Genomic DNA, 22,372 nt, shown 5'->3' with positions numbered 1-22,372 from the left:
TCAGCTGAAAGCCCACAAGACGTAAGCAAGGTAACCGCCTACAATAGCGATAATGTAATAAACGGCCAGCCTCAGAAAAATTTTGCCTGTGCTTTTGTCGTAATTGGGGTTGCCTTCTCGGTTTTTCTGCGAAACGCCGATGACGATGGTAGCCGTCAATCCGAACATTGCGACGATAAATATAAGAATGTACAAAACCGTCAGATTCATACAATCACCTTCTATATGGAATGGATTATGGATTGTTATCCGGTTTTATTGTAACGTAATTGCGCCAATAAGTAACCATCCAATTGGATGGATCGATAGCCAGCCAGTTGGACACAATCTGTTCAAGTTTTCCTGCGGGCCGCATGGATGGGGAATATTTTGAAGAACGGGGATATACCTTTCCGTTACGTCATCGTTTACAATACTAGATGGAGGGGAACGGATGAAAATCAATGAGCTTGCACGGCGCCTCGATGTGACGCCGAGAGCGATTCGCTTCTATGAAGAGAAGGGGCTGCTTCATCCGGTCTACGGAGAGAACGGCTACCGTTATTATACCGAGGAAGACGCGTGGAGATTGCAGGCTATCGCCGCCTTCCGCGAGCTCGGCTTCAGCGTCGGAGGCATTGCCAAGCTGCTGCAGTATGCGGATCGGGGCGATCAAGAGAGCTTCCGTCATTATTTGGAGCTGCAGCGGGCCGTCTTAGTATCGCAGTGGGTCGAGTGGAAGCATGTGCTTGCCGCGATGGACAAGCTGATCGGCAAGAGCGCGGAGCGCAGGCCGCTTGCCTTGGACGATCTGTTCGGGCTGGCTGCAAGCATGAAACGGCTAAAATCGACCCGCTCGTCCTGGGAGGATCGTTGGGATTACGACGGCCTGGCGGAGCAATTCGACCGCAGCGGCGGTGAACAAAGCGCGAGCCCGGTCGGTTTCATGGCGTCCGCCGCCGATTATGAGCGGGCTCTCAGCTTTACCGGGCAGTGGCTCGCGCCGCGTCCGGGAGAAGCCGGACTTGATATCGGGGCCGGGACAGGAACTTTGGCCGGCCGGCTGCAGCAGGCGGGGGCGAGGATGTCCGCCGTCGAGCAATCGCGCCAAATGCTGGTTCGCTGCCGCAACAACTATCCGGATGTACAGGCCAAGCTGGGCAATTTCTTGGCGCTGCCGTTTCTGGAAGCCGAGTTTGATTTTGCAGCAACGCATTTTGCTTTTCACCATCTGAACGAAGAACAGCAAACGCTGGCTTTGGAGGAGATGGACCGGGTGCTGAAGCCGCACGGAAGAATCGTCATCACCGCCTTGATGTTCGAGCATAAAGAGGCGCAGGAGGCGAGGATGAACGAATTGCGGCTGGCGGGGCGGCAGGAGCTGCTGACCGGCCTGTCGCAGCGCTTTCCCGCCGATCGCTCCAAAATCATCGGCTGGTTTCGCGGACATGACTATATTACCGTGCAGCAGCAGTTGAACGATTGGGTTCATATGGTTTATGCCGTGCGCAAGCATTAAAAGAAGCGCGAGCGGGCGTTTTTCCGTTCGTTATCATTTGACAGACAGCGACAGATAACCCGGAGGCAGGCAAAAAAAATTATCATTTTAGTATAAATTAGTTTGTTTTTCTATTAGAAATGTACAATTTCATTAAAAGTTAGCATATTTATGCAGGGTAATATCTGCATTTGTCGAAAAGATAGAATAATAGAAACACTCACGCGACAGATCCGCGAGACGGCCCTTCACGAGGCTTCCCGACAACCATGCCGCAGAAGACGAGCAGGATTCGGAGCGGATCGGAGAAACCGCGCGTGTTTTCGTACTGTAAACGGTTAATCGCTACATAAGGAAAGGTGATAAATATGAAACACAAGATCGCCCTGGTAACAGGAGGCGTTCGAGGGATCGGCGAGGCCATCGGTAAAGAGCTGGCACGCTGCGGTTATATTGCTTATGCGGCGAGCCGCCGCGCGAGCGAAGGATATCGCGAAGGAAACTGGATTCATCTTCCGATGGATCTGCGCAAGGAAGGAAGCGTCGAGGAGGCGTTCGACCTGATCGCCCGAGAGCACGGAGCTTTGGACGTTCTGGTCAATAACGCGGCAGTTATGATCAACGGCCCGTTCGAGCAATTTCAGCCGAAGGCATGGGAGGATACGTTCGAAACCAACGTGTACGGCCCCATCCAATGCATGAAGCGGGCGTTTCCTTTAATGAAAGAAAACGGCGGAAGAATCATCAATATTTCTTCGATTATGACGGAGAAGCCGCTGCCGCAATCCGCTCTTTATACCGCTTCCAAGCATGCGCTGAACGGTATGGGCGAGGCGCTGGCCGAGGAATGGCATCCGCACCGGATTTTCCTGACCAAGCTGTGCCTTGGGGCCACGTACACCGATCTATGGGCCGAGGCGGAAGGCTTCACTCAAGACGATATGCTGCATGTGGAGGATGCTGCCCGGGCGGCCGCCTTTATCGCGCAGACGCCGCTGCATGTCCGGATAGACGAGATAACGATGACGCCTCCCAAAGGAGTTATTTAAATCGCCGCTCGTCTGACTGCCAAATACAATCGAATTTCAAAAGTGGGAGCTGAATTCATGATTTATTTAAGCAGGAAAATTCATTTTTCCGCTGCTCATGTGTATCATGTCGACGCATGGAGCGAAGAGGAGAATAAAAGAGTGTTCGGATTGTGCAGCAACCCGCACGGGCACGGCCATGACTACGTACTGGAGATTATGGTGCGCGGCGAGCTCGATCCTTTATCGGGAATCGTCGTCAACATTACGGATATCGACCGGGTAGCCAAGGGCTTGATCGAAGAAGAGCTGGACGGCAAATTTCTCGACCGGGAGCACCCGTATTTCCGGGAGCGTATCCCGACGACCGAAAATATCGTTCAATACTTATGGGATGCTTTGAGCGGCAAATTTCCGGATTGTGAGCTGTACAAACTCATTTTGCGTGAAAATCATTATTTACATTCGGAAAAGGAGCTGGATTCCATGGTTCGTTTGACCAGAAAATATCATTTCAGCGCGGCGCATCGTTTGCATAGTCATTTGCTCAGCGATGAGGAAAATAAACGGATTTTCGGCAAGTGCAACAATCCGAACGGACACGGGCATAACTACTATTTGGACGTAACCGTTCAGGGCGAGCCGGACCCTGTCACGGGGATGATTATGAACTTGGCTGATCTTGACGCGATCGTCGACGAGCTTGTCATCAAGAAATTCGACCATAAGCATTTGAATCTCGATACGGAAGAGTTTAAAGAGTTGAATCCGACATCCGACGTGGTCGTCATGGTCATTTGCCAGATGCTGGCCGCACGGATTCCCAAATTGTATAAAGTGGGTCTGTGGGAAACCGAGAAAAACTACTTTGAATACTTCGCGTGACATCTATGATCTACGACTCGGTTTAAGTTGGAGGGATTCGATTGCCTCTTCGAAAAAAATTAGCGATTACCTTTATGCTCGTCGTCACTCTGATTATGGGATTGTACAATTTTTTGAATTATTATTTCTCGAGGGATTTGCTGATCAAAGACCAGGAGAAGCAGATGGATCTTTTGGCCAAACAAATCGGCATTTCCATTGAGCAATCCCAGTTCGGAGCCCAATATGTCGAAGATCTGATAGGCAACAAGCTGCGCGTTGCGGCGATCGCCGCCCGGAATGCGCTGAATCCCGACATTGCGAACGTAACCAATGAAGAGCTCGCCCGGCTGTCCGAGGAGCTGGGCATCTCGCATATTACTCTCATGCAAGAGGTAGGCGACGACATCGTAGGGGTTAAATCGTCCGATCCCAAAGAGATCAATATGAGCACGAAGGATTGGGACTATTGGTTCGTAGCCTTCAAGCAGCTGCTGACGGATAAAAATACGAACGTATCTCAAGGATTGAAGCTGCCGAATTTTTGGTCGGGACCGGTCAATATCTCGTATACGGACCCCGATCATGTGGATAAATGGGGGTATTACTTCGACGGTACGACAAACTACATTATTAATCCCTACATCCGGGATACGCAGATTTTGAAGTTCCAGCAAATTTTGGGGCCGCAATCGATCCTGGAGAAGATTCTCAACAATAATAAAAGCGTTTTGGAAATTACCGGATTTAATCCGAAGACATTCGGAGAGCCGCCGGTCTACTCGGAAGCGAACGGGCAAAAGTATATCGATCTGGTCAACCGCGACATCCAGTTCGGGCAGTACGAATATAAGGAGCCGGATGACGTAAGCAACGTCAAGAAATCGTTCCAATCCGGCAAAATTCTCAGTGTCGTAGCCGAATCAAACGGCAAAAAGGTGCTGAAGAGCTTCATCCCGATCTCATCGGCCAATCCTTACATTATCGGAATTGTTACCGACTATCAGATGATTCAGGATATATTAAACGAGCAGTTTTTAAACAATACGGTCATTTCGATTATCGTGCTGCTGTTCGTGCTGGGCATCAGTTTTCTGCTTGCCAATTATATCGCGAGGCCGGTAAATCATATTTTGTACAAGGTCAATGAAATCGCGGAAGGCAACTTCGGCGCCAAAATTTCGATCAACCGCAGCGACGAGCTCGGGCTGTTGTCCAAGCGGGTCAATACGATGTCGATGAATCTCGACGCGTACACCCGAGAGCTCAAGGATAAGAACGAGGAGATTGAATTTCGCGCCAATTACGATTTCCTTACCGGGCTGCCGAACATCCGGCTGTTCAACGAGCGGTTCCAGGGAACGTTGGAGTCGGTGAAGAAGGATGGCACCTCTATCGCGGTTCTTTTTTTGGACTTGGACCGGTTCAAATGGATTAACGATACGTTCGGTCACTCCAGCGGAGATTATCTGCTCAAAGAGGTCGCCAGACGCATCGCCGATTTGTCGGCGGAAGACGAGGTAGGTTCGCGGATCGGCGGAGACGAGTTTGTCCTGCTGCTGCCCGGCTATACCCGCGAGATGACGGAGCAGAAGGCGGAGCAAATTCTTCAGCTGCTGTCGCAGCCCGTCCTCTACGAAGGGCAGGAGCTGTCGGTCACGCCGAGCATCGGCATCAGCATGTTCCCGGCCGACGGCGGGGACATCGATTCGCTGATCAAAAATGCGGATATCGCCATGTACCGCGCCAAGGAACAGGGACGGAACAACTATCAATTCTATGCGCTGGAAATGAAAAATAAATTTCTGCGGCGAGCCGTGCTTGAGAAGGGGATGCGCAAAGCGCTGGAACGCAATGAATTCAGGCTGCACTACCAGCCGCAGATCGATCTGCAGACCGGGCATATTGTCGGGGTCGAAGCGCTTATCCGCTGGATTCATCCGGAGGAAGGCATGATCTCGCCGATCGAATTTATTCCTTTGGCGGAGGAGACCGGCTTGATCGCTCCGATCGGTGAATGGATTTTGGAGACGGCATGCAGTCAAATTATGCAGTGGCAGGGTAAAGGATTTCCGCTAATGCGGGTTTCCGTCAATCTCTCGGCGCGGCAAATTCAGCAGCAAAATCTCGTCGGCTACGTCGGAACGGTGCTCGAACGAACGGGACTCGATCCTAAGCTGCTGGAGCTCGAAATCACCGAGAGCATTGCGATGTATAACGAGGATTACGTGATCAACAAGCTGAACTCGCTCAAGCGGCTGGGCTTGCAAATTGCGATCGACGATTTCGGAACCGGGTATTCGTCTTTGAATTATTTGAATAAATTCCCTATCGATACGCTTAAGATCGACAAGTCGTTTATTAATCAAATCACCGACGCGTCCGATCATAATGAAATCATTACGACGATCATAGCGATGGCGCGCAACCTCAAGCTGAAAGTCATTGCCGAAGGCGTGGAGACGGTCGAGCAGCTGCATTACTTGCAAAATCAAAAATGCAATGAAGCGCAGGGTTATTTCTTCAGCAAGCCGTTATCCGTTGAAGATTTCGAATTGTTATTCCGGCAAATCGCCAGCTCGGCTGCCGGCAAAGTCGAAAGCTAGACCGCTATCAATCCGCCTTAAGCGGACCGGGCGGGCTTGCAATACGTAAGGTTATCGAAACCCTTTGGGCTGGAAGCTCGGCGAGGGGGACGGTAACCTTTTTCTTTTACCGAGTCCCCTCTGTTTGTGAAAGCTTGTGAAAGCGGATTGCGGGCTCTACCCGGGCAACAGCCCGATACGCTCCAGCAGCCACCAGAGAGCCTGCAGGAAAATAGCCGCCGAGCCGTAAATCACCAAAGCGCGGTAGCCCGCTTTTTTGCGCAGCCATAAGAGGATCGGCATGACGGCCGCCACGACGGCCAATTGGCCGGTTTCGACGCCGAGGTTAAAGGTGAGAAGCGAGCTGGCGAAGGCAAATGGGGGCAGTCCGATTTCTCCGAGCGCGCCGGCGAATCCCATGCCGTGAATGAGGCCGAACACGAAGGTTACCAGCCAGCGCTGCTCGTGCCTGGACGACCATATGTTTTCGAGCGCCACATAGCAGATCGTGGCCGCGATACCGGCTTCGACCCAGTTGGAGGACGGGTGAATCCATCCCGTCGACGCTGCGATCAGCGTGATGCTGTGAGCGACGGTGAAGGCGGTGACGATGCGAAGCATGTCCATGTAACGCACCGCGATCAACAGGAGCGAGAACAGGAAGAGCAGATGGTCGTAGCCGGTCAAAATATGCTCGATGCCCAGGACGAAGTAACGCCAAACCGTCGTCAAGGCCGTAGCCGGATGCAGCGATTGATAGCGATAGGTGCGGTGCTGGGCGTCGAAGATCGTCTGGTCCGCATCGTCGCCGTCCAAAATAACGGCAAAATTCAAATGATTCGGGTCTGCATCGTCAAAAAGCAGGTTATATTGAATAGTAAAGCCGCTTATCGGTTGAGCGCTAGTATAATAGAGAGAGAAGCTGACGCCGGGAATCGATTCCTTCTCGGTCCGCTGCCAGCCGCGGAAGCTGAACTCCATATCCGTCATGTCCTGCTGAAGCTGCAAATGCGCTCGGAGCTCTTGCTCGATTTGCGCTTGCTGGGAGGATAGTTCGTTTTCCGTCAGGCGGCCGTCATGGTCGGTATCGTAGGCGGTCAAGCTATACTCGGGAATAAAGAGCCGGTAGTCCACTCCGGTTTCCTGCACCGTAATTTCCGAATAGCCGTTGTTCAGAGGATGAGCCTGGGACGTTTCTCTATCATTGCTAATGCAAAAAAAAGATGCTAAAATTAATAGAATTAAACACCGACGTATATTTACACTCATGGATCGACTCATCTTACACCTCTATTATGTTGGATTACCTACTACATCATAACGAATTTCGACCATGAATCAAATAGACGCGTTAGTCTTGGGAGGAATGGCATATGCTGCGTTTGGGGCAAAAAGTATATATCGTCGCAGACCGTTTTGAGCAAAATTTGCCTGTGGGGGATTACGGATACATTATCGCTTACGACCGCAATGCGGATAACGTGTTTGATTATGTGGTTCGCGTTCCTAAAATAAACAAGCATTTTTTCGTTGCCGCCGATGATATCGAGCTGGAGGAAGTGCTCATTCAGCAGGAGGTCGACCGGTTGGAGCGGGAAGCGCTGATCGATTTCGCGCTGGCTACGAAGAACGAAGAGCTGTTCCGCCGCATTATGAACGGGGACGAAGAACCGGAAGAGGCCGCCGAGGCCGCGAAGGATGTTATGTCTCAGGAAGATTTTATTAAGCAAGTCAATTTGAAAGCTTGGATTTGAAATATGACCAACGGCAGTCCCATTCGGAGCTTTTCCGGAGGCGGGCTGTTTTTGCTGTTTGGAAATTGCTTTAGATCGTCGGCCACTTTGGGGGATTTGTTTCTGTATGCGCTTTTGGGCAATTGAGTTCAATATACATCTGGTCTATAATGTTAAGGATGAGTTTTCGGTGAATTTGTCGAAAATGAAAGTGACTACGAAGCGGGGGGAGTCAAGTGAGTATTACAATCAAAGATGTAGAGCATGTGGCGAAATTGGCGAGGCTGGAACTCAGCAATCAAGAGAATGAACAGCTCACGGAGCAGTTGAACGCCATCTTAAAATATGCAGAGAAACTCAATGAGCTGGACACGGAGCATGTGGAGCCGACCAGCCATCCGATGCCGCTGTCCAATGTGATGCGCGAAGATACGGCCAGAGAGTCGCTGCCGCTTGAGAAGGTGCTGCTGAACGCGCCTGACGAGGAAGACGGCCAAATTAGAGTGCCTGCCGTTTTGGAATAGCCGATCGATACAGCTGAAGGGAGGATGCAGTTTTGTCTTTATTTGATCTCAAATTACAAGAAATACATAGCAAGCTCAGCGCCAAGGAGCTTTCCGTCTCCGACCTGGTGAACGCTTCGTACGAGCGAATCGGTCAGGTGGAAGATAAAGTCAAGGCGTTTTTGACGCTGGATGAAGAGAACGCCCGCAAGACGGCGCAATTATTGGACGAGCAGCTCGGCAAAAGCGATGAGAGAGGGCTGCTTTTCGGTCTGCCGATCGGCATCAAAGACAATATTGTGACCGAAGGCGTAACGACGACTTGCGCCAGCCAATTTCTGCGGAATTTCAACCCTGTCTACGACGCTACGGTAGTCCGGAAATTGAAAGAGGCGCAAGCCGTATCCGTCGGCAAGCTGAACATGGACGAATTTGCGATGGGCGGTTCCAACGAAAATTCGAGCTTCCACACCACCTATAACCCATGGAACACCGAATATGTTCCGGGCGGCTCCAGCGGCGGCTCCGCGGCGGCGGTTGCGGCGGGCGAGGTGTATTTCTCGCTCGGCTCCGACACGGGCGGCTCCATCCGCCAGCCGGCGGCTTACTGCGGCATCGTCGGGATGAAGCCGACCTACGGCCTCGTATCCCGTTTCGGCCTAGTCGCGTTCGCCTCTTCCTTGGACCAGATCGGTCCGCTGAGCAAAAACGTCGAGGACAGCGCCTACCTGCTGCAGGCGATCGCCGGACATGATCCGCAGGATTCCACTTCCGCCAACGTGAACATCCCGGATTACTTGAGCGCTTTGACCGGCGACGTTCAAGGCTTGCGCATTGCGGTGCCGAAGGAATACATGGGAGAAGGAATCGACCCGCAAGTCCGCGAAGCGGTTGTTAGCGCGCTGAAGGTGCTCGAAGGTCTCGGCGCCGTCGTCGAGGAAGTGTCTCTTCCTCATACGGAATACGCGGTAGCATCTTATTATTTGCTGGCTTCGTCGGAGGCGTCCTCCAACCTGGCCCGCTTTGACGGCGTGCGCTACGGCGTGCGTGCGGACAATCCGAAAAACCTGCTCGATCTGTACCTGAAATCGCGCAGCGAAGGCTTCGGACCGGAAGTGAAGCGGCGGATTATGCTGGGGACCTATTCCTTGAGCTCCGGCTACTACGACGCTTATTATCTGAAAGCGCAAAAAGTGCGCACCCTAATCAAGCAAGATTTCGATAAAGTATTCGAACAATACGACGTGGTGATCGGGCCTACGGCGCCGACGACGGCTTTCAAAGTCGGTTCGCAGGTGGACGATCCGATCACGATGTATTTGAACGATATATTGACGATTCCGGTCAACCTTGCGGGCATTCCGGCGATCAGCGTTCCTTGCGGCTTGGCGGACGGCCTGCCGGTCGGCTTGCAAATTATCGGCAAAGCGCTGGACGAGTCGACCGTACTGCGCGTAGCCCATGCTTACGAGCAGCATACCGATCATCATAAACGGCGTCCGCAGCTGTAAGAGAATAGACGAAAGGAGCAAGCGAAGCATGTCAGCAACCGAAACAAAATATGAAACGGTCATCGGGCTGGAGGTTCACGTCGAGCTTCACACCAAGTCCAAAATTTTTTGCGGATGCTCCACCGAATTCGGAGCTCCGCCGAATACCCATACATGCCCGGTCTGTCTCGGCTACCCGGGCGTTCTGCCGGTGCTTAACAAGCAGGCGGTAGAGTACGCGATGAAAGCGGCGATGGCGCTGAACTGCCAAATTGCGACGGAGAGTAAATTCGACCGCAAAAACTACTTCTACCCCGATTCGCCGAAGGCGTATCAAATCTCCCAGTACGACAAGCCGATCGGCGAGCACGGCTGGATCGAGATCGAAGTGAACGGACAGACGAAGCGAATCGGCGTGACCCGCGTCCATCTCGAAGAGGATGCGGGCAAGCTGACGCACGTGGACGGCGGTTACGCAACGCTGGCGGACTACAACCGCGTAGGAACCCCGCTGATCGAGATCGTGTCCGAGCCGGATCTGCGTTCGCCCGAAGAGGCGCGCGCTTATTTGGAGAAGCTGAAGGCGATTATGCAGTATTGCGACGTTTCCGACGTCAAGATGGAGGAAGGCTCGCTGCGCTGCGACGCGAATATCAGTATTCGCCCGTACGGCCAGGAGAAGTTCGGCACAAGAGCGGAGCTGAAGAACATGAACTCGTTCCGCGGCGTGCAGAGAGGGCTTGAGTACGAGGAATGGCGTCAAGCGGATATTTTGGACGGCGGCGGCGAAGTCGTGCAGGAGACGCGCCGCTGGGACGAAGCCCAAGGCAAGACGCTGACGATGCGCGGCAAAGAGGAAGCGCATGATTACCGCTACTTCCCGGACCCGGATCTGGTGCGGCTCTACATCGACGACGAATGGAAGGAGCGCGTGCGCGTAAGCATTCCCGAGCTTCCGGATGCCCGCAAGAAGCGCTATATCGAGGAATACAGCCTTCCTAGCTATGACGCGGAAGTGATTACATCCTCGATGAAGCTGGCCGATTTCTTCGAAGAGAGCCTGAACTATACGAAGGACGCCAAAGCCGTGTCCAACTGGATTATGGGCGATTTGCTCGGCTATTTGAACGCCAACAATCTTGAGCTGCAGGACGTCAAGATTACCGGCAAAGGGCTGGGCGAGATGATCGGCTTGATAGAAAAAGGAACGATCAGCAGCAAAATTGCCAAAACGGTCTTTAAAGCGATGCTGGAAACCGGCAAAGCTCCGCAAACGATCGTAGAGGAACAGGGCTTGGTGCAAATCAGCGACGAAGGCGCCATTAAAGCGGTCGTGGAGCAGGTGATCGCGAATAATCCGCAGTCCGTCGCCGATTTCAAGGCGGGCAAGGATAAAGCCGTCGGCTTCCTCGTCGGCCAGGTGATGAAGGAAACCAAAGGTAAAGCCAATCCGGGATTAGTTAACAAACTGATTGTGGAGTGCTTGAATCAATAGAAGGCGCAGTGAAGGAGAAGAAGTCGTACGCAGTCATGTTGCGTAAACGGCTTCTTTTTTCGTAAAAAGGAGTTTTTTCGCGGCGGCTTATTGGGAACGATTGGAATCGGTGCCGTTCTGGTGTATACTTCTAATAACTTGTAAGCAGGAGGGAATCTATGATCCGGTCCATCGATCTATCGAACGACCAGTTGGTGCTGGAGCTTTTGATGCTTCAACAATTGTCCTACCGCGTAGAAGCTGAACGGATCGGCTTTGACGAGATTCCCCCTCTATGGGATTCTCCCAAGACGATAAGAGAAAGCGGCGAGCAATTTTTCGGTTATTTTATAGAGGAGCAATTGGCAGGAGCCGTCTCCGTCAAGCAGAGCGCCAAGGAACTGATCATATGCCGGATGATGGTGCACCCGTCCTTTTTCCGCAGAGGCATCGCCGGCGAATTGCTTCGATTCGCAGAAGGCTGCGCCGTACCCGGACTCCCTATCAAGGTTTCGACCGGAACCAAGAATGATCCCGCCATTCGTCTCTACCGCAAATACGGTTACGAGTCCTGCCAAATTATCGAGATCGCACCGGATGTAACGCTCACCGTATTTTACAAGCAAATGCCCTCGTTGGGCACTTAACGAAAAGCCGTGAAGCGCCGAAAAAAGCGCATCACGGCTTATTTAAACAATAGCTCCGAACTAGCGGACTAGCGAATAATGTAGTCGTCCTTGCGGACAGGAGTGCCGTTTACTGTGGCGAGAGGGCCGGAGAAGCCGAGCGTTAGAGCAAGCTCGTCCCGCTTTCTTGTCGTATAACGGACGCTGACACCTTTAGCTTCCGTTCCGCTCTCCTGGACGGTCGGCTGGAACAGCGCTTGCCGAGTCTGTGCCGCGGCGGCAAACTGGGCCAAATTGTTAATGCCGAACCGGGCCGCTTCTTCCGCGGACATAGCTTCCATAACGACTCCGTTCAAGCCGTCGACCAGCGGACTGGCGATGGAGAAGCGGTCTGAGCGCTCTTCCGCCGTGAACGGGTTCATCAAGTGAAAAACGATGTATATACGGCCAACCTTCCCGCAGCCGCTGCGTTCGGCAAATGTCCAATCTCCCTTGGGCAGACAGCCGATAAGCCCCGGATGAGCCGCCGTATCCTCGGCCGGGACCGCCCACAGCTGAATCGCGGTATCTTGATGCAGGAGAACTTCGCCGTAATTGCTGGCGTGACGGTCGTCGCCTTCCTTGTATTTGGCTCCCGGATGGAAGAAGAACGCCTGATTCACGCCTTCCTGGGCTGCCGGGTCCGTCAGCGGCAGCGTAATGTCCCAGCGCTGCTGCTCGTTATCGAATTCCTCGCGGCGCTCCCAGATGCCTCCTGCGGCATAGTCCGGCGTTATATACGCGTACGTATGCGCTTCTTCCTGCACCTGGCTGTTCGCTCCGGCGAAACGGATTTTCCGCTTCAGCTCCTCCGCTCCGCTGCGTTCTACGCCCCGTTTATACATGCTCTCCGGGATTTGGTACGTGTACAAATACGCTCCTTCCAATCGGGTAATGACAGAAGGCTGCGGAAAGTCGCCGAATTGGATATAATCGAGCAAGGTGTTATTATCCTTCGGCCCGTCATGGGGCCATTGCCTGGATTGCGCTCCGACCCATGCGCCCTTCAGGTAGACATCGGCGCGCAGGCTCCACAGATGCTCCAGCATGGCCGTAACCGTCTCGCGAACCGCAGAATCGTCTACAACCTGCCACACGCAGGTAAACGACTGAATCCAGTGCCAATGCCACGGCAATGCGCCATATTCCTTGAAGCCGAAAGTGCGGATATGCTCCAGCTGCTGTTTGGCGAAGCGCAGTCCTTGTCCGAGCAGCTCCTGATCGTCGAATTGATGCCCGAGCAGCAGCTTGAGCGACGTGTGCTTGGCTTCATGATGATGGATTTGCTCCAGCTGCTGACGGTACACGCTGCTTTGATACATATGAACAATTGCGATATTCAGCTCGCTCTTCAGCTCCAGAGGGAGTACGTCCTGATATTGGTTATAAAATAAGATGATTAAGCAGCCCATCAGCTCCACGGGAAGTCCGCTTGGCTTCGCCGCAGCCGGGTCGCTGCCGAGATTCAGCGGCCAATGGCCGTACATCGGATGCTCCGGATGCTGCACTTGCAGGCTCAGCACTCTACTGATCATGCCGGAGGCAAGCTTCAGCGCATTTTGGCGTTCGGTTTCGCCGAGTTCGGGACATGTCCCCGGATCTGAGCAATAAGCAAACAAATGAATGGCGTAGTAGAAGTTATCGCGCACATCGTTATGGAACCAGAAGCCGCTCGGCAGGAGGGGCAGCTCCAGCGCTTTGTTGGCGGCCAGTTTGCGGATGGCGTTGCGTCTTTCTATAAAAGCTTGAGAATAGGTGGTCATGTGATGTCCTCCGTTTTAGTCGATGCAAAATTAACTCTTTAAACGTTTCATCCCTACCCTTTAGTGTAGCGTCATCGGAGGGGAAGTCAACTGCAAGCCAAATTTTTTGGATGAATTTGAAGGGGGCGAACGGCAGCCTGACGTCTTATACTTAGAACAACATGCAAAGGCGGTGAAACGATGGAGCAATTGACGGATGAGCAGTTGGTCGACCAGATCCGTCAAGGCGATGAAGAAGCCTACCGCTTCTTAATCGAGCGGCATAAGCATTACATTTATACCCTCGTATATCGCATGGTCGAGCATCGCGAAACCGCCGAAGATTTGACGCAGGAAATTTTCATTAAACTGTACCGGTCGCTGGTTCATTTTCGGGGGGACGCCAAGTTTACAACTTGGGTATACCGCTTAACGGTCAATTTGGTTACGGATTACCGCCGTTCGCAGCGCCGCAAGCCGTACGAAGCGATTTTGGATAAAGTCAAGGGCTGGTTCGGCAACCGTATGGAAGAGCCGGAAGCCGCGGCGCTGCAAAAAGAAGAGCAGCAGACGATGCTGCGGCTGTTATCCGAGCTTCCCGACAAATATAGACTGATTCTTTATTTGTATCATTACAAGCAGCTCAGCTATCAGGAGATTGCCGAAGCGACGCAGCTTCCGCTCAAAACCATCGAAACCAGACTGTATCGGGGCAAGGCGCTGCTCAAACAAAAATGGCAGGAGGTACGCTACAATGAACAAACATCATCTGCATCCGGACGACCGCGCTCTTCAACAATTTCTAAATAATGCTTGCTCCGAGCTGGAGCTGAAAAAAATCGGACGGCATATTCAATCCTGTCCGGTCTGCCGGACCCGACTTCGCGCGTATCTCGATATGGAATCGCTTCTTGATTCGCTGCCGCTTCTCCACGCTTCGCCCGGCCTTGAAGATCGGGTGATGCAAGCTATTGCCGCCCCGCCGCGAGCCGCAAGCGGGCAGCCGGAAGCCCGTCCGGCAAGCGCACGGAAGCCGCGATGGCGCGCCGAGCTGCTGCACGGACTGGTGGCTGCTGCAGCCACTTACTTGTTCGTGTCCTCCGGCGTCCTAGGCAAAATCATTTCCATTAACGCCGAGCAATGGGGCGCCGACGTGCAGAGCAAGGTCGCCGCAGTCGAATGGATCGTGCAGCGGCTCTCAAGCTGATCGGGTTCGGATGTAACAGCCGCTCTGAGCTTAACGTATATTTCCGCAAAACAAACTGTGTAATGAATGGAGGTCAATTCTAGATGGAAGAACAACGCAAAGAACCTATTGCAAATGAAGAAGAGAGAGAAGACGAATTTTTGCGGGAGCGGATGGAACGATGGAACCAGCCTCACTCAAACCGCCAACCGCCGTTTGATCCGTTTCGGATAGCGCCGCGCAAGAGCAAAATCGTCGCCTGTCTGTTATCTTTCCTGATCCCCGGAACCGGCCAGCTGTATCTCGGTCTCATGCAGCGGGGCATGATGATTATGCTGCTGCTTATATTGGATATATTCGCTATCGTTTTTTTTGCTACAAGCTCCAGTACCAGCATTCCGCTGATCGTGCTGTTTTCCTTGTTCGTGCCGGTCATTTATTTTTACAACATTTTCGATGCGCTGCAGCAAACCGACAAGGTGAACGGGCAATGGGGAGGCTTATACTCCGATTCCTTCGGCGAGCCGGGAGGGAACGGAGGATTGACGGGACGCAAGTGGCCGAAGGGGAGCACGCTCGGTTACCTGCTCATTATCGGCGGCGTCTTTCTATTTCTCGTCAGCAGCAAGCCGGAGTGGCTTAACCGGATTTTCGATCTCCTAGGTTCCTCGATCGGCGCGGTCATTTTGATCGTCGTAGGAGTCGTGCTGTTTTTGCGGGAATCGACTAAAAAATAAAGCGTCCGGCAAAGCGGACCAAGGTAGAGAGGAGACATGATGTATGCATAAAGCAGGCCGTTATACAGCCGCTCTTCTCCTAGTCGCCGTCGGCGCTTCGGTTATTGCGGATCAATATGCGGGGTCGCATTGGACCGATATGCTGATTCAGTGGTGGCCGGTGCTGTTTGTGGCGCTCGGAATCGAGTACATTTTATTTAATATGAAATACGGAGAGAGCGAAAAACAGCTGAAGCTCGATATTGGAGGAGTCGTCTTCGCCGTGGTGATTTCGGCGCTGGTGATAGGCAGCACGCAGTCGGCTTCCGCCTTGCGCAACTGGTTCGGCCATTTTGATCTGGGCGTTGCCATGAACTCTATTACGAAGGGAGAAAGCCGCAAGTTTGATAAGGGCGTCACGGAGATTCCCATTGACGCGGGGGTCAACCGCATCGTCGTGAAAAATCCTTCCGGAGGAAATATCGTCCTCCAACAGGGAACCGCTGACGAGCTGCAAATTCAGTCTATCGTATACGTAGCGCTGGAGGATGAGCAGGAGGCCGGACGTATCGCGGAGCAAACCCGGCTGGAGCACAGCGTCGGCGGCGGCACGCTCACGATCAAGGCGGAAGGCAATACGGCGGTTAGCGGGTTTTGGCAGCAGTTTTTGGTGAGGACGGATCTGGTGATCAGCGTTCCGCCGCATGCCGACGTCGATATGAATGTTGAATCATCCAACGGGCAAATAACGGCCGGGCAGCTGAAATTCCCTAAGGAATTCAAGGCCAACACGACGAACGGGACCATTCAGCTTTCTTCGCTGGAAGCGCTCAAAGTAGATCTGGAATCAACGAATGCCCGCATCGTCATAACGGATAGCATAGGAAAATTGCGGGCCGAGACGACCAACGGCGAGATTCAGGTAACAGGCCATCAAGGGGATGTGGAGCTGGAGTCGACCAACGGCGGCTTGACCTTAAGCCAAGTGAGCGGCAGTATGGACGTCGAGACGACGAACGGCAACATTCAAATCAGCGAGGCGCCTCAAGCCGTCAAAGCCCGTACGACCAACGGGTCGGTGGAAGTAAGCGCTCATAAGGTTGACGGAGATTGGAGCGTGGAAACAAGTCATGGCGATATCCGGTTAGAACTTCCTTCCGCAGGGGATTATACCGTTAAAGGCTCCGGCGAAAACGGAAGCATCCGCTCGGAGCTGCCGCTGGATATAGGCAAAAAATCGGTGAACGGCACTGTCGGCAGCGGCAAAAATAAAATTCAGATTGACACGAAAGGGTCCATTTCGATCCGAAGATCCAGCTGATCCTTTCGGCGATTTCCCCGGGTGAAAGGGCCCTTATGGATTGACAAACCGCTTCCGAGCCGCATAGAATAGATTGATACTCTTTTCTCGGATTAGGCGGTGAGACAGCATGGATGAACGATTGGAGCAAGCGTTGCAAAAGTTAAGGCAGTTGGGCGTGCGCATGACCCCGCAAAGACATGCCATTCTCGCCTATTTATTGAATACGATGAGCCATCCTACGGCGGATGAGATTTATAAAGCGCTAGCTCCGCAATTTCCAAGCATGAGCGTAGCGACGGTCTATAATAATCTGAAGGTGTTTATCGAAGTCGGATTGGTCAGGGAAATGACGTACGGAGATCATTCCAGCCGCTTCGATGCGGATATGTCCGATCATTATCATGCTTTGTGCGAGGAATGCGGCAAACTGGTCGATTTCGCTTACAAGCCGCTTGACGATCTGGAGAAGACGGCCGGACAGGAGACGGGCTTTCTTGTCAAAAGCCATCGTGTGGAAGTGTACGGTATATGCGCGGAATGCGCTACGGCGAAGCGGGCGTAACAATTGCGTGGAATGGCGCGCGGCAAATAAGGTATAATGGACGTGCTTAGGCTAACTTGTCTGACAAGTGGCTTTTCGCACGTCTTTTTTGTTAATATAATACAGAGATTACTAGAGTCAACATGGGAGTGAAGTAATGGAACTCGATAATAGGACTTACAGATCTAAGCGAAGAAAGTCGAAAAAATGGCGCGTTTGGACACTGCTGTCCGCTATCCTGCTCGGAGCCGCGGCTGTATGGTTTTGGGATGAATACGTCCCTACCGGCAAGCATGAGGACCCTTCCTTTGACGGTATGGGTAAGCCTATTTTCTATCAAGGGAGCATGCTCGACAAGCCGGCGCAGGGCCAGGCGGAGAGCCTGAAGCTGCCCTTCGACATTGTGAAGGAACTGGTGGACCCGACGATGATTTACGAGGCGGCCAGCGATTCTACTATCATAACGACTCAGGACAAAGTGGTGCGCCTCAGAACCAGTCAATTGACGGGACTGATGAACGAGAAGCCTTTCAACCTTAAATTTCCTTTGGAGAAGATAGACGGGACTTTATATTTGCCTATGGAACCGCTCAAGCAGCTGTACCGGATCGAGCTGAGAGAGTCGGCCGATACCGGGGCCGTAATAATGGCTAAGGAAGGCGATGCCATCCGCTGGGCAGGGGCGGCTTCCTACCCGGATAAGCCGGATAAAACCGTCGCCATGCGCAAAGAGCCTTCGATCAAATCTCCCATTCTCGCCGATTTAAAGCAAGGAGAGGAAGTGATGATCTGGTCGGAGGACGCCGAATGGTATCGGGTACAGCTCAAGAACGGGTATTTAGGCTACGTTAAGAAAGGGCAGCTTGCGTCTGAACGGACGGAGACGATTCCGAAGGATGAGCAGCCTCCTAGCTTTGTGCCTCCGAAACTGGCCGGGGGGAAGATCAACATGACGTGGGAGCAGGTAGCCGGCCCCAAAAATCCGGATACGAGCAAAATTCCGGCGATGCCCGGACTTAACGTCGTAAGCCCTACCTGGTTTCATCTTGACGACGCCGAGGGCAACTTGAAGAACCTGGCTGACCCGGCTTACGTCAAATGGGCGCATAATCAAAACTATCAAGTATGGGCGCTCTTCGATAACGGATTCGAGCCTAAGCAGACCTCGGAGGCCTTATCCTCCTACGACAAAAGAATGAAGATGATCAAGCAGCTTCTCAGCTATGCGCAGCTGTACTCTTTGCAAGGAATCAACATTGATTTCGAGAACGTCAATACGAAGGACAAAGACAATCTCGTCCAATTCGTGCGTGAAATGGTTCCTTTAATGCACGAGCAGGGGCTTGTCGTCTCGATGGACGTGACCCCGAAGTCGGGGAGCGAGATGTGGTCGGCATTCTATGACCGCAAAGCACTTATCGAATCTTTGGATTATATGATGATTATGGCATACGACGAATTTTGGGCGAGCAGTCCGACGGCCGGCTCGGTCGCATCGCTGCCGTGGGTCGAGAAGAACGTCGTGAAGCTGATGCAAGAGGATAACATTCCCGCCGACAAACTTATTCTCGGAGTTCCTTTCTACACCCGAATATGGACGGAGGAGACGGTGAACGGCAAGAAGAAGGTCAGCTCGCGCGCGGTGTACATGGACAATCCGCAGAAAGTGATCAAGGAAAAGAACCTTACCCCGGTATTTTTGCCGGAAGCGGGACAAAATTATGTGGAGTATAAAGACGGGGACAAACTGATCAAAATATGGATCGAAGACGAGGTTTCCATGAAAGCGCGCATGGACCTTGTGAAGAAGTATAAGCTGGCAGGCGTCGCTTCCTGGAGAAGGGGCTACGAAAACCCGGCCATCTGGGAGCTTATCCGTACTTCATTGGCCCAATGAGCAGGCTGTTGACACAGCTTTGCGGCATACCAAAAAAACTGGCCTCTTTCACTGCCGTCAAGGCGGGAGAGAGCCAGTTTTTTTGTTGTTTAGGAAATGATGCGCAGCCATTTCCTGTGGATATCCGGGGGCTTCCCCCGAAAGTAATGTCTAGCCATAGAACGATCCCGGCGGATTGGTTAGACGCCGATCCAGCCGAAGCTGGATGCGGACGGAATAAGCTTCAGAGCATCACGTCACTTTGGGGGGATTTGTTCCATTCGCCGGCGTTCGGCGGCCGTAGAGGGGGATGGCCGAACGGCTATCCGTTTACATTGGCGTTGGCTTTTGCAGTCGGATCGTGAGCGGGGTCGAGAGACAGGATCGTTTTGCAGAACATGCAGCGGTCGGTTTTGCCGAGAATTTTGGTTTGTTTCCCGCATTCCGGACATTCCACGACAGTCGTGCTGGTGGACATCATCCCCGCCCAGAAGTAGACGGCCATACTGGCCAGCATCGAGATAGCGCCGAGCACCATAAATACGCCCGCCATAATTTTCCCGAACGTTCCCCAGTTAAAAACGATCCCTGCGAGTCCGACAATCATCAGCAGCATACCCCCTAAAGTAAGCAGCAGCCCCCAGAGTCTGAACTCATTGACTTTACTGGATTTTAACCTCAACATTGGTCACTTCTTTCTTGTAATATAAATTGTGATATTTGTCACGAATGCGATGCAGGAGAAAGACCCGCATTTGTAGAAATAAGATGCATCATGGAATGGACTATAGGAGGCTGCAGCGATGAATGCCCTAAAGGAACAACGGGTTGCTACGCTCCGGGATGATGACGCGGTTATCAGCATATTGGCGGTGGATAATCCGTCGATGTTTTCTGCGGTTACGGACGGATTCGATCTCCTGCTGCTTGTCGTTACCGACGAAGACCAGCGAACAAACCAACAGTATCATTATATAAAAGACAACTGTCGTATACAAGAAAGATGGCTAAGCATTTCCGAACTAAGCCGGCTTATTGTGCACGGAGAGCATCGCAACCTCATTTACTGGATCTTAAAAGGAGAGATTCTTCTGGATAAGAATACGTATTTGGAAGGCTTGCGGCATCGGATGCTGGAGTTTCCTCCGGATATGCGCGAACATAAACTATTGATCGAGTTCGCCCGTTTTCTGCGGAGATATTTGGACAGCAAGGAGTATGTACTGTACGACCATTTGCTTGATGCGTATAACGATATCCTTGAAGCTCTGCATCATTGGGCGCGGATCGTCATTATCGAGGCGGGCATCCATCCCGAGATTACCGTCTGGCGGCAGGTCAAGAACATCAATCCAGGCGTATACAAGCTGTATGAGGAGCTGACGTTAAGCAACGAGACGCTGAAGCAAAGAGTTCAACTCGTGCTGCTTGCCTGTGAGTTCTCCGTCATGTCCAAGATGGAGCGCTGCTGCAAACCGCTGCTCGATGTATTGTCAAGCCGCGAGGAAGCTTGGAGCCTGCAGGAGCTTCAGCAGATCGACAAGCTGTCCGACATTCAGTTCGAGCTTCCGCTTATTCTGAATAAGCTGGTCAAAAAATCGTTGACCAAAGAGATCATTTATACCGTGGATGAGCAGGTGTCTACGTTTGAGATCCGCTATCTGAACAGCTGAATCGGGAAAGAGATAAGGAACGGGAAGCGACAATATCTTTTTTTTCTGATATAATAAAGTGAATTGAATAGCCACTAGGGGAGCCCTATTATGCGGGGCTGAGATAAGGAAGCCGTTCCTTGACCCTTGGAACCTGATACGGCATGTTGCATTAACATGCTTCTGGATGATACCAGCGTAGGGAAGTGGACGAACGTAACGATGCCGACCGACGGCTTTCGTACAAAGTCAACCCTTGCGCGGGTTGGCTTTTTTGTTTGGAAAACGATGCGCAGCCGTTCATGTACGACGGAATTTGTTCTGTGCGTCATCAACTGCAGCGGAAAGCGGGGTGTCTCATCATGAAGCTGATTATTAACGGGGAACCGCGCGAGATCGCGGAGGTATCCTCTGTCGCCGATTTGCTGGTGTCGTTTAAGCTGGAGCAAAAAATATTGGTCATCGAGCTGAACCGGGAAATCGTGGAACGTTCCGCTTATGCGGATACGCTTTTGAAGGACGGCGACTCGCTTGAAATCGTCCATTTTGTAGGCGGAGGCTAATAAGCTATTGGCTTATCCGGCATCATTTAGATCATTATTATGGAGGCATTGATCATGAACGATATTTTGAAAATTGGACCTTATGAATTTAAATCCCGCTTGCTTTTGGGCACAGGGAAATTTTCCGCGCTCGATATTCAAAGTGAAGCGGTGCGAGCGTCGGAAGCGGAAATATTGACGTTCGCGATTCGCCGTCTGCCTATCGACAATCCGGAGGCGCCTAACTTTCTTGAAACGCTCGATCTGAAAAAATTCACGCTGCTCCCCAATACGGCCGGCGCTTTTACAGTAGATGAAGCCGTGCGAATAGCCAAACTGGCGAAAGCTTCCGGGTTGTGCGATATGATCAAAGTCGAAGTGATCGGTGATCCGAAAACGCTGCTGCCCGATCCGATAGGTACGCTGGAAGCGACCAAAATTTTGGTCGACTTGGGATTCATCGTTCTTCCGTATACTTCGGATGACCCTATTTTGGCGCGCAAGCTTCAAGAAGCGGGCGCTGCGGCGGTGATGCCGGGGGCATCGCCGATCGGCTCCGGCCAAGGCATTGCGAACCCGAACCAGCTGCGTTTTATTATCGAGGAAGCCAAAGTGCCTGTCATCGTGGACGCAGGAATCGGCGGGCCGGCCGATGCGGCGCTGGCGATGGAGCTCGGAGCGGATGGCGTTCTTCTTAACACGGCGGTAGCGGGAGCGCAAAATCCCGCGCTTATGGCGGAAGCGTTCAAGCATGCCGTCATCGCCGGCCGCAAAGGGTTTCAAGCCGGCCGCATTCCTAAAAAACGCTACGCGTCTGCCAGCAGCCCCGTAGAAGGTATGATTGAATAACAAAGCGAGGCATGCCTTGGATAAGGTGTGCCTTTTTTATTGTTTAGCGTGCCCAGAGGCACGCATCTTCTAGCCGGTGAAAATCCGGTCGCGGGAGGGGCCAAGCCCCCGCGTAGCTAGGATGCCTGCGTACGGCGAAATCTGTG

22 protein-coding genes and 1 riboswitch are annotated in these 22,372 nt (G+C 52.5%); of the genes, 18 read left to right on the top strand and 4 right to left on the bottom strand.

The window, feature by feature from the left end:
- Positions 1–210, bottom strand: coding sequence for a hypothetical protein (locus N0M98_RS14580; RefSeq protein WP_249865661.1), 210 nt, complete (start codon positions 208–210; stop codon positions 1–3).
- A 223-nt stretch (positions 211–433) separates the two neighbouring features.
- Here N0M98_RS14580 and N0M98_RS14575 point away from each other — a divergent pair, with 223 nt between their 5' ends.
- From N0M98_RS14575 to N0M98_RS14560, 4 genes are all read left to right on the top strand, one after another.
- Entirely contained in the window at positions 434–1,498 is a 1,065-nt protein-coding gene (locus tag N0M98_RS14575) for a MerR family transcriptional regulator (RefSeq protein WP_259618329.1), read from the top strand.
- 347 nt (positions 1,499–1,845) lie between these two features.
- Positions 1,846–2,526 (top strand): SDR family NAD(P)-dependent oxidoreductase, encoded by a 681-nt coding sequence (locus N0M98_RS14570; protein ID WP_249865659.1) that lies wholly within the window; start codon positions 1,846–1,848, stop codon positions 2,524–2,526.
- A 57-nt stretch (positions 2,527–2,583) separates the two neighbouring features.
- The gene (locus N0M98_RS14565; protein ID WP_249865658.1) at positions 2,584–3,390 is read left to right on the top strand and encodes a 6-carboxytetrahydropterin synthase; all 807 of its coding nucleotides are present in this window, start codon (positions 2,584–2,586) and stop codon (positions 3,388–3,390) included.
- A gap of 41 nt (positions 3,391–3,431) precedes the next feature.
- Positions 3,432–5,975, top strand: a complete 2,544-nt coding sequence (locus tag N0M98_RS14560) for an EAL domain-containing protein (RefSeq protein ID WP_259618328.1) — start codon at positions 3,432–3,434, stop codon at positions 5,973–5,975.
- Between the two features lie 156 nt (positions 5,976–6,131).
- Here N0M98_RS14560 and N0M98_RS14555 read toward each other — a convergent pair whose 3' ends face one another.
- Positions 6,132–7,103: a HupE/UreJ family protein gene (locus N0M98_RS14555; protein WP_259618327.1), complete on the bottom strand. Its 972-nt coding sequence runs from the start codon at positions 7,101–7,103 to the stop codon at positions 6,132–6,134.
- 224 nt (positions 7,104–7,327) lie between these two features.
- Here N0M98_RS14555 and N0M98_RS14550 point away from each other — a divergent pair, with 224 nt between their 5' ends.
- From N0M98_RS14550 to N0M98_RS14530, 5 genes are all read left to right on the top strand, one after another.
- The gene (locus tag N0M98_RS14550; protein ID WP_249865655.1) at positions 7,328–7,708 is read left to right on the top strand and encodes an ATPase; all 381 of its coding nucleotides are present in this window, start codon (positions 7,328–7,330) and stop codon (positions 7,706–7,708) included.
- A 215-nt stretch (positions 7,709–7,923) separates the two neighbouring features.
- Entirely contained in the window at positions 7,924–8,211 is a 288-nt protein-coding gene (gatC, locus tag N0M98_RS14545; RefSeq protein WP_259618326.1) for an Asp-tRNA(Asn)/Glu-tRNA(Gln) amidotransferase subunit GatC, read from the top strand.
- Between the two features lie 32 nt (positions 8,212–8,243).
- Positions 8,244–9,701 (top strand): Asp-tRNA(Asn)/Glu-tRNA(Gln) amidotransferase subunit GatA, encoded by a 1,458-nt coding sequence (gene gatA / locus N0M98_RS14540; protein WP_249865653.1) that lies wholly within the window; start codon positions 8,244–8,246, stop codon positions 9,699–9,701.
- Positions 9,702–9,729: 28 nt separating this feature from the next.
- Complete coding sequence (gene gatB, locus N0M98_RS14535) at positions 9,730–11,175, top strand: Asp-tRNA(Asn)/Glu-tRNA(Gln) amidotransferase subunit GatB (RefSeq protein WP_249865652.1); 1,446 nt, start codon at positions 9,730–9,732, stop codon at positions 11,173–11,175.
- 158 nt (positions 11,176–11,333) lie between these two features.
- Entirely contained in the window at positions 11,334–11,801 is a 468-nt protein-coding gene (locus N0M98_RS14530; protein WP_249865651.1) for a GNAT family N-acetyltransferase, read from the top strand.
- Between the two features lie 68 nt (positions 11,802–11,869).
- Here the strand turns inward: N0M98_RS14530 and N0M98_RS14525 are convergent, their stop codons facing one another.
- Positions 11,870–13,582: a hypothetical protein gene (locus N0M98_RS14525; protein WP_259618325.1), complete on the bottom strand. Its 1,713-nt coding sequence runs from the start codon at positions 13,580–13,582 to the stop codon at positions 11,870–11,872.
- Positions 13,583–13,762: 180 nt separating this feature from the next.
- Here N0M98_RS14525 and N0M98_RS14520 point away from each other — a divergent pair, with 180 nt between their 5' ends.
- From N0M98_RS14520 to N0M98_RS14495, 6 genes are all read left to right on the top strand, one after another.
- The gene (locus tag N0M98_RS14520) at positions 13,763–14,371 is read left to right on the top strand and encodes an RNA polymerase sigma factor (protein WP_259618324.1); all 609 of its coding nucleotides are present in this window, start codon (positions 13,763–13,765) and stop codon (positions 14,369–14,371) included.
- Positions 14,316–14,768: an anti-sigma factor family protein gene (locus N0M98_RS14515; RefSeq protein ID WP_249865647.1), complete on the top strand. Its 453-nt coding sequence runs from the start codon at positions 14,316–14,318 to the stop codon at positions 14,766–14,768. Before N0M98_RS14520 ends, N0M98_RS14515 begins: the two co-directional genes overlap by 56 nt.
- An 83-nt stretch (positions 14,769–14,851) precedes the next feature.
- A complete protein-coding gene (locus N0M98_RS14510) occupies positions 14,852–15,484 on the top strand; it encodes a hypothetical protein (protein ID WP_259618323.1) in 633 nt (210 codons plus the stop codon).
- A gap of 43 nt (positions 15,485–15,527) precedes the next feature.
- Positions 15,528–16,784 carry a DUF4097 family beta strand repeat-containing protein gene (locus N0M98_RS14505; RefSeq protein ID WP_259618322.1) on the top strand — a complete coding sequence of 419 codons (1,257 nt, stop codon included), beginning with the start codon at positions 15,528–15,530 and terminating at the stop codon, positions 16,782–16,784.
- 109 nt (positions 16,785–16,893) lie between these two features.
- The gene (gene perR, locus N0M98_RS14500) at positions 16,894–17,328 is read left to right on the top strand and encodes a peroxide-responsive transcriptional repressor PerR (protein WP_249865644.1); all 435 of its coding nucleotides are present in this window, start codon (positions 16,894–16,896) and stop codon (positions 17,326–17,328) included.
- 136 nt (positions 17,329–17,464) lie between these two features.
- Entirely contained in the window at positions 17,465–19,204 is a 1,740-nt protein-coding gene (locus N0M98_RS14495) for a glycosyl hydrolase family 18 protein (protein WP_249865643.1), read from the top strand.
- A 301-nt stretch (positions 19,205–19,505) separates the two neighbouring features.
- Here N0M98_RS14495 and N0M98_RS14490 read toward each other — a convergent pair whose 3' ends face one another.
- Positions 19,506–19,865: a DUF2614 family zinc ribbon-containing protein gene (locus N0M98_RS14490; protein ID WP_249866297.1), complete on the bottom strand. Its 360-nt coding sequence runs from the start codon at positions 19,863–19,865 to the stop codon at positions 19,506–19,508.
- Between the two features lie 121 nt (positions 19,866–19,986).
- Between N0M98_RS14490 and N0M98_RS14485 the strand changes: the two genes are divergently transcribed.
- The 3 genes from N0M98_RS14485 (at position 19,987) to N0M98_RS14475 (ending at position 22,226) form a co-directional block, all read left to right on the top strand.
- Positions 19,987–20,856, top strand: coding sequence for a nucleotidyltransferase-like protein (locus tag N0M98_RS14485; protein ID WP_249865642.1), 870 nt, complete (start codon positions 19,987–19,989; stop codon positions 20,854–20,856).
- Between the two features lie 66 nt (positions 20,857–20,922).
- Positions 20,923–21,057, top strand: a riboswitch (TPP riboswitch).
- Positions 21,058–21,197: 140 nt separating this feature from the next.
- Positions 21,198–21,398: a sulfur carrier protein ThiS gene (gene thiS / locus N0M98_RS14480; RefSeq protein ID WP_249865641.1), complete on the top strand. Its 201-nt coding sequence runs from the start codon at positions 21,198–21,200 to the stop codon at positions 21,396–21,398.
- 54 nt (positions 21,399–21,452) lie between these two features.
- Positions 21,453–22,226 (top strand): thiazole synthase, encoded by a 774-nt coding sequence (locus N0M98_RS14475; protein ID WP_283942822.1) that lies wholly within the window; start codon positions 21,453–21,455, stop codon positions 22,224–22,226.
- Positions 22,227–22,372: the final 146 nt, after the last annotated feature.

This window comes from Paenibacillus doosanensis (assembly GCF_025060755.1).
Taxonomy (GTDB): Bacteria; Bacillota; Bacilli; order Paenibacillales; family NBRC-103111; genus Paenibacillus_S; species Paenibacillus_S doosanensis.
This window is presented reverse-complemented; position numbering and strand designations above follow the sequence as displayed.

Bases quoted from the DNA above. Each gene is read 5' to 3' on its own strand.
- N0M98_RS14505 (WP_259618322.1), top strand. From the start codon at position 15,528: ATGCATAAAGCAGGCCGTTATACAGCCGCTCTTCTCCTAGTCGCCGTC.
- perR (WP_249865644.1), top strand. From the start codon at position 16,894: ATGGATGAACGATTGGAGCAAGCGTTGCAAAAGTTAAGGCAGTTGGGC.
- N0M98_RS14495 (WP_249865643.1), top strand. From the start codon at position 17,465: ATGGAACTCGATAATAGGACTTACAGATCTAAGCGAAGAAAGTCGAAA.
- N0M98_RS14570 (WP_249865659.1), top strand. From the start codon at position 1,846: ATGAAACACAAGATCGCCCTGGTAACAGGAGGCGTTCGAGGGATCGGC.
- N0M98_RS14565 (WP_249865658.1), top strand. From the start codon at position 2,584: ATGATTTATTTAAGCAGGAAAATTCATTTTTCCGCTGCTCATGTGTAT.
- thiS (WP_249865641.1), top strand. From the start codon at position 21,198: ATGAAGCTGATTATTAACGGGGAACCGCGCGAGATCGCGGAGGTATCC.
- N0M98_RS14575 (WP_259618329.1), top strand. From the start codon at position 434: ATGAAAATCAATGAGCTTGCACGGCGCCTCGATGTGACGCCGAGAGCG.
- N0M98_RS14580 (WP_249865661.1), bottom strand. From the start codon at position 210: ATGAATCTGACGGTTTTGTACATTCTTATATTTATCGTCGCAATGTTC.
- N0M98_RS14515 (WP_249865647.1), top strand. From the start codon at position 14,316: ATGAACAAACATCATCTGCATCCGGACGACCGCGCTCTTCAACAATTT.
- gatB (WP_249865652.1), top strand. From the start codon at position 9,730: ATGTCAGCAACCGAAACAAAATATGAAACGGTCATCGGGCTGGAGGTT.
- N0M98_RS14530 (WP_249865651.1), top strand. From the start codon at position 11,334: ATGATCCGGTCCATCGATCTATCGAACGACCAGTTGGTGCTGGAGCTT.
- N0M98_RS14525 (WP_259618325.1), bottom strand. From the start codon at position 13,582: ATGACCACCTATTCTCAAGCTTTTATAGAAAGACGCAACGCCATCCGC.
- N0M98_RS14475 (WP_283942822.1), top strand. From the start codon at position 21,453: ATGAACGATATTTTGAAAATTGGACCTTATGAATTTAAATCCCGCTTG.
- N0M98_RS14520 (WP_259618324.1), top strand. From the start codon at position 13,763: ATGGAGCAATTGACGGATGAGCAGTTGGTCGACCAGATCCGTCAAGGC.
- N0M98_RS14485 (WP_249865642.1), top strand. From the start codon at position 19,987: ATGAATGCCCTAAAGGAACAACGGGTTGCTACGCTCCGGGATGATGAC.
- N0M98_RS14550 (WP_249865655.1), top strand. From the start codon at position 7,328: ATGCTGCGTTTGGGGCAAAAAGTATATATCGTCGCAGACCGTTTTGAG.
- N0M98_RS14510 (WP_259618323.1), top strand. From the start codon at position 14,852: ATGGAAGAACAACGCAAAGAACCTATTGCAAATGAAGAAGAGAGAGAA.